This window comes from Rhodococcus sp. (in: high G+C Gram-positive bacteria) (genome assembly GCF_049286785.1).
GTDB lineage: Bacteria > Actinomycetota > Actinomycetes > Mycobacteriales > Mycobacteriaceae > Rhodococcus_F.
Window position 1 is genome coordinate 1 of sequence record NZ_JBAQEO010000175.1, and the last position, 7,147, is coordinate 7,147.

The 7,147-nt window shown below is 67.7% G+C and carries 4 protein-coding genes and 1 pseudogene; all 5 read left to right on the top strand.

Annotated elements, in window-relative coordinates:
• The first annotated feature begins 77 nt into the window (after positions 1–77).
• Positions 78–1,199 (top strand): helix-turn-helix domain-containing protein, encoded by a 1,122-nt coding sequence (locus WAW17_RS07075; protein WP_422332287.1) that lies wholly within the window; start codon positions 78–80, stop codon positions 1,197–1,199.
• Positions 1,200–1,343: 144 nt separating this feature from the next.
• Complete coding sequence (locus WAW17_RS07080) at positions 1,344–2,588, top strand: hypothetical protein (RefSeq protein WP_422332288.1); 1,245 nt, start codon at positions 1,344–1,346, stop codon at positions 2,586–2,588.
• 282 nt (positions 2,589–2,870) lie between these two features.
• Positions 2,871–4,322 carry a TIGR02677 family protein gene (locus tag WAW17_RS07085; RefSeq protein ID WP_422332290.1) on the top strand — a complete coding sequence of 484 codons (1,452 nt, stop codon included), beginning with the start codon at positions 2,871–2,873 and terminating at the stop codon, positions 4,320–4,322.
• Positions 4,319–5,704 carry a TIGR02678 family protein gene (locus WAW17_RS07090; protein WP_422332289.1) on the top strand — a complete coding sequence of 462 codons (1,386 nt, stop codon included), beginning with the start codon at positions 4,319–4,321 and terminating at the stop codon, positions 5,702–5,704. The genes WAW17_RS07085 and WAW17_RS07090 overlap by 4 nt, the downstream gene beginning before the upstream one ends.
• Positions 5,701–7,147: pseudogene (locus WAW17_RS07095) on the top strand (TIGR02680 family protein); the annotation flags it as partial. The gene WAW17_RS07090 and the pseudogene WAW17_RS07095, both read left to right, overlap by 4 nt.

Sequence of the window (7,147 nt, forward strand, 5' to 3'; positions counted from 1 at the left end):
AAGGTACGAGCGTTGGCTGCGCAGTATTCGGTCAATTTTAGGGTTCCGTCACAGACCGACTGATGTAACCTGGGAAGGTGACGAATCAGGAGAAGCCCGAACTCGCCGGGCACGAGGCGAAGGTGCCGTTTCCCAAGCCCGAACGTGACATCGACCTGTACCGGCGTTCGATAGCCACGCTCCACGCCGCACTCCCCCACGGCTGGACGCTCACGGCCGGCAAGTCCCGCTCCCTCGCCGACGCTCCGGAGCGACTCCTCGTCGGTGCCCCGAACGGCGAGGTCGCCTCGTTCTCCGTCATTCCGGCCCGCGGCGTCCTTGCTGGGGACGCCGCCCGGTTTGCGGACGGTCTCTCGGACTCCGACCGCGGATTCGTCTGCGCCCGATACCTTTCCGAACCGGTGCGGCGACAGCTCGACGCCAGGGGACTGTCCTACGCCGATGCCACCGGGAACACCTCGCTCGCCGCGGACCGGCCGGCCATCTGGGTCCGCGACCGGGGCGCCGACGCCGATCCGTGGCGCGGTCCCGGACGGCCGGCAGCTCAGCTCACCGGCGATCCCGCCGCGCGGGTGGTCCGGGCCCTGGCCGACCACTCGGGCCAGCTCACCGTCCCGGAACTCATCCGGCTGGCGGGCGCGTCCACCGGCGCCACGTATCGCGTCGTGGAGACCCTGGAAGAGCGCGATCTCCTCGAGCGCCTCCCCCGCGGTCCCATCACCAACGTCCGCTGGCAGCAGATGCTGCGTGCGTGGAGCAGCGACTCCAGTTTCAAGGACTGCCCCACCGTCGGGTACTTCGCACCTGACGGCATCGAGTCGTTCCTCACTCAACTGGCCGAGCAATCCGGCCACCTCTACGCCGTCACGGGGTCACTCGCCGCCGCGGCGTCCGTCGAGTACGCCCCCGCCCAACAGGTGCAGATCTATGCCGACCACGGGGATGCGCTCGCCGGTGCCCTCGGGCTCCGGCCCGTCGAGGCAGGTGCCAACGTTCTCATCGCCACTCCCCGATCGGCCGCCGTCTTCGAACGCACACTCTTCCGCTCGAACATCCGGCTGGTCGCACCCACGCAGGCCTTCGCCGATCTGCTCGCCGGCAACAGCCGGCAGCAGCAGGAGGCCGAACACCTGATCGGCTGGCTCGCCGACAACGAAGGCGAATGGCGGACTCCGCTCAGGGCGAAGACGACCGAATAGCAAGACACGATCACGCCACGCCGCGAGTGATGACGCGCTCGGCGACGCACGAGGAGCAGGATGTTCTTCTTGTGGCCTCACCGGGGATCGGACGGACGTCCCGGTGATGCCGCAACCCGTCTGCACACGAAGTGAGGAACTTGCATGTCCATGGGAGTCGGGCTCAGGATCGGCAGCGTCGTATCCACGGCGGTGGTCGCGTCGAACGATCCGGGTTCAGCGGATCCGATCGTCATCGTGCGGGACACCGTCCTGCATATGTGCCCGGACGGAACCGCGATTCTCGGCGGTTCGCCGCCACGCACCGTCGGAGACACCCACACCCTGTCGGGTTTCCTCGCTCGCGTGGGCGATCCGGCCGGGGTCGCCGTCGGGGACGGCTCCCGGTATCGCGCCGAAGACCTGGTGGCCGGCGCGATGCGCTGCCTGCTCCGGGAATGTGAACCACTTCCCGACCACGGCGGACGCACGGGCGGCGCTCCCGACATTATTGCCAGCTACCCCACCAAGTGGGATTCGGCGGCTGTGTCTGCTCTTCGGGATGCCCTCGACTACGCCGACTTGTCCTACCTCTCCCTCGTCTCCGACGCCGAGGCTGCGGCAGCCTGGTTCGAATCCGAAATCGCCGAACGCCCGGGCAAACTGGTCAGCATCTACCACGTCGACGACACCGGGGCCACCGTGGCTCTGATCCGCTCGGGGGTCGAGGCGGGCAAGGCGTTCCGGTTCTCGTCGGGAGGATCGCCTGCCGCACAGATCGCCACAGCTCTCGGTGCCTTCGGCTGGCTTCCGAGCAATCTCGATGCCGTCGTCGTCACCGGAGACGGCCTGATAGCACGTGACTCCGCTGCGATCCAGGGTTTCGCGGACGCCGTGACCGCGAAGTTCGGCGTCCGCTGCGTCGTCGGACCCGGCCCCGAGCAGACGGCCGCGCTGGGGGCCGCGATCCGTGCGGCCGGGTTCAATCCGACCACCCACCGGGTGACTCCCATCGGGTTGCCACCCTCCTACGACGTCACCGAGGTGATCGACGCCGTTGCCGCGGACGACGCCGGCGCGTGCGGACCCGGAGGACGCAATCCCGGCGCAGCACCCGGTCGCGCAGGTTCGGCCGGCAAGGACGGTTCGTCCAGTCGGACCGGTTCGCCCGGCCGCGATACGTCGAACGGCCGAAGCCCTGTCCGGAGCCGGCCCGAAAGCATCGGTTCCACACGCTCCGCGGGCGGAACCGCGGTCGCCACATCGCCGCCGGAGCACGTCGGCGACAGCGCCGAGGACGAATTCCCCAGCGGGTCCCCGACGTCGGTGCGGAGCGCCTGGCTGGTCGCATCCGCCGTGGGTGCCATGCTTGTGGGCGTTGCACTCGTCTTCGTGTCGTTCGTGCTCTGAGTGTGGGGCGTCGCCGCGGTCGAGGTGCTTATCTCCATCCGACTGCACATGGTGACCTTCCTGCGGAGGTGACCCATCTGGAGCCGATCGGGACCGGACACACTAATTCGGTTATTCCCGGTATTCCGTCCCCCGCGGATTATTAGTTGGAGCGATCGAGGTGGGCCACGCCAAGGACCTCGCATCACCGCATAACCTGTTCCCGTGAGCGAATCAGGCAACTCCCGCGAGTGGTCGCGCCCCGAGGGGTCACTCCCCGATCTGCTCGTACGCGACGATCGGCTGAAGCTGTTCTCTTTCGCCACCGCGGAGAAACGCGTCGAGTATCTGTGGGTGCTGCGCGCGTTCGACCACGCCCGCGCCAACTACGTGGTCCTCCTCCACGCCGCCGAGGTGGCCCGGATTCTCGAACGCATCGCCGGCGACGACGAGTCCGGACACCTCTCACCCGCCGACATCACCCCCCTACTGGAGCAACTCCATGTCTGGGAGGTGCTCGAACGCAGCTACGACGGCACCCGGGCCGCAACTCTCGCCGAGTACCGAAACCGGCATTTCGTCTACCAGCTGAGTCAGGCCGGCTATCAGGTCTTCCGCGCAGTGGAGGACGTCCTCGCTGCACGACTCGACGATGCGTCGCTCTCCCGGCTCGCACTGCCGGAATTGCTGGCCGACATGAAGGAACTGGCCGCCGCCAACATGTCCGCCGACAACGACCTCATCTTCCGCAAACTCAACCGACTCGACGCCACCTTGTCCGACATGGCCTCCCGCGCCGCGCATTTCTATCTGACCCTCGGAGATCTGGTCCGGACCACGGAGATCACACCGGAGACTTTCCTCTCACACAAGGACGCGCTACTTACCCACATGCGCGAGTTCAGCTCCGATCTCTCCCGGTATGCACCGAAACTGACCGAAGCGATTCGCGCAGTCGACGAGACCGGCATCGACGACCTCGTCCGCCGGGCCGCGTCGAGCGACGAACGAGTATTCCTGTCCCTGGCGGAGAGAGAAGCCGACTGGCATTCCCGGTGGGTGGGGTTGACGCAGTGGTTCCTGCCGCCGGAGTCGGGTCCCAGCGAGTCGGAACGACTGCGCGAAGGCACCATGAGTGCGATCGCCGCGGTGCTGTCGCTGCTGCGACGAGTGACCGAGACCCGCAGGGGCGGGGTGAGCCGGGAAAGCCAGCTCCGGCACCTTGCGGGATGGTTTGCCGCAACCCCGTCCGAGGATGCCGCGCACGCACTGTTCCGGGCGGTGTTCGATCTCGGCCGCCCACGGCACCTCTCGATGGTGCATCCGGACGCAGACATCATCCCCGAATCCCGGTCCTGGTGGGAGGCGCCGCCGGTCGAGATCTCCCGCACCCTCGCCGAAACAGGGCGACCACCCTCACCCGGTGCGCCCGCCCGCGTGCAGCGGAACGAGGCGAGCATCCGGCGACTGCGCGAGGAACAGCTGGCCGCCCAGCGAGCACGGTCCGCTGCAGCCCGATCCCTGGCCGCCGGCGGGGTATACGAACGGATTCTCGACAATGCCGAAACCGATGTGCTGCTCAACCTCCTCAATGCCGCACTCACGGCACGTGTTCCGGTGAGCGGCAGGGTTGCCGGTGCGTCCGGCTCCGAGAACGGTGTGAAGCTCACGCTGAGCCCGCACACCGAATCCACGGTCGTGTGCACGGCCCGGGGTCGGCTGTATCTCGACGGACTGCAGGTGAGCGTTCAGTGAGAGCCCGCGACATCCCGCCCCTCTCGCTCGATACGTACCAGCGGGCCGCGCGGATGATTCTGTCGAATCACCTGGTGACGCAGACATACCCGGATCGGATTGCGCTACCTCTCCTGCGGCGGTGGGCAACCGAACTCCGGGACGATCTGCAGGAGCTGTTCGGGTATCGGCTCGAAGTCACGGAAACCACCGCCCGCCTGTTCACGGTCGCTGATCGACTCGATCCCGGAGCCCCCGCCAAGACCTCCACGGACCGCACGTTCGACCGCTACCGCTACGCCTACCTCACGTTGGCACTGGCTGCCCTCGGCCGGGCCGGTAACCAGATCACCCTGTCCGAACTCGCCGATCATGTAGCCGCCTCTGCCGCGCAGGTCGAGGGCATCGCACTCGCCACCGAGCGCGCCGCGGACCGCGACGCGTTCGTGGACGCGGTCGGCTGGCTCGCCACGCGGGGAGCGATCGCCCTCGCCGACGGCGATGCCGGGGGCTGGGCTGCCAATCCCGAGGCGGGAGAGGCACTCTACGACATCGACCGCTCGGTGGTGATCGCCCTGTTCCGTCCCGCCCGGGCGCTGCAGCACCTCCGCTCGATCCGCGGACTCCTCGCCGGTACCGACACCGAGGCGGACACCGCACCGTTCGATCGCGCCGCCGACCCGAACGAAACGGCACGGCGGGTACGGCGCGCTCTCGTCGAACGGCCCGTCGTGTACGCCGCCGAACTCACCGAAGACGAACAGTTGCAGCTCGCGCTCCCCCGCACCGCGGCAGACGTCGAACTTCTCACCGGTCTGGTCGCGGAGCGCCGCCGCGAGGGCATCGCCATGATCGATTCGTCGGGGCGTCTGTCCGACACCAGGTTCCCGGGCACCGGTACCGTCGCCCAGGTCGCACTCCTCCTCGCGGGCGAGCTGGCGGATCGCGTGCTCGATCCGGACGCCCCCGACCTGGCACGGTTGCCCGTGCCCGAGAATGCCACCGCGTCACTGGTCGACCAGCTCGACCGAGCGGTTCCCCTGTCGGGCATCTTCGACAGTCTGGCCGGAGACGTACCCGACCCGCAGATGCCGCCGTCGTCGCCGGAACCGGTCCTGTACCCGCTCGTGGAGGACAGCTGGATCCGGTCGACGATGAGCTCTCTCTTCGATCGATTCGGCAGGACGTTCGCCGCAGGATGGCAGGCCGACAGCGACGGTCTGGGCAAGGCCGCCGTGGCACTACTCGACCGGCTCAGCCTCGTCTCTGTCGTTCCAGGTGGTGTTCTCGTGCTTCCCGCCCTGGCCCGCTATCGCGGTGTCGTCGTCAATATCCGGGACCGGACGCCGGAAATCGACCTGTTCGACCGTTCACCCCACGAGATCAAGGACCCCATCCGATGACCAGCGCGCGTTTCCGACCCACCCGTGCAGGGATCATCAACCTGTGGGATTACCGCGATCAGGAGTTCTCCTTCGCGGATGGCAGGCTCGTTCTCCGCGGCCCCAACGGCTCGGGCAAGACCAAGGCGCTCGAGGTGCTCTTCCCTTTCGTTCTCGACGGCCGCATCGAACCGCGGCGGCTCAATCCGTTTGCCGGCGAGGAGCGAACGATGAAGTCGAACCTGCTCTACCGTGGGCAGGACAGCGCGTACTCGTATGTGTGGATGGAGTTCTGCCGAGGCCCGAAGGATGATCCCGAAGCGGTCACCGTCGGAATCGGGATGCGCGCCACCCGGACCAACGACAAGGTCACCCGGTGGTACTTCGTCGCCGACGGCCGAGTGGGCGTCGACTTCTCGTTGCTCGGCTCGGACGATCGCCCGCTCACCAAGAAACAGCTCGGTGAACAGCTCGGCACCGACTGCCTGACCGATCGGCCGGTCGACTACCGCGGCGCTATCGATGCCCGAATGTTCGGGCTCGGCGCAGAACGATACGACCAGTTGATCACCCTGATCCTCACCCTCCGGCGTCCGCAGCTGGCGAAGAATCTCGATCCCAAGGGCCTGTCCCAGGCACTGACCGACGGTTTGCGGCCCCTGGACGAACAACTGGTTCTCGAGGCCGCACGCTCGTTCAGCGACATGGAAGAGGTAGGACGCGCCCTCGAAGGGCTCGCCGCAGCCGACCAGGCGACGCAGCGATTCGTCGGCGTCTACACCAAGTATCTTCGCCAGCAGGCCCGTTCGGACATCGACCAGCTCGCGATCCGGCTGAAGGCGGTGGAGGACGGAATCGCCGACCTCCACCGAGCATCCGCCGAACACACTCGCAGCCAGGAAGCCCGCGCCACGGCGGAAACCGGTTTCGCACTGGCCGAGCGCGCCCTCGAACAAGCCACCGAGAATCTCGACGCGCTCAAGCGTTCGACCGCGTACCAGGGCCGCACCCAGCTCGACGACCTGGCACACGTCGTCTCCAGACTCGAGAAGTCCACCGCACAGCAGGTGGACAAGGCCCGCAGAGCCCAGGCGACGCTGCTCCAGCGCACCGAGGAGGCCGCACGGGCAGACGCCGCTGTCGCCCGGCTCGTGGAGTCACTCGCCCAGGCCGAGGACGAACTGCAACTCGCTGCCGAGGACGCCGGAATCGCGTGGACCGCGCTGCCCGGGAGTGTCCGCCCGGATCAGCTCACCGCCGCGCTGCACGGTCACGCCGAGGAACGCGACGGTGACGTACGGGTGGTGCGTGCAGCATTGAGCACGGTCGAGAAGGCCGGCACCGAACGGACCCGTGCGGATACCGCGGCCCGGCGCGGTCGCGAACAACTCGACCGCGCCCAGGCGGCGGTGGTCGAAGCCGGGGCAGCGGTCGAATTGGCACGCAGCAATTGCGCTGCGGCTC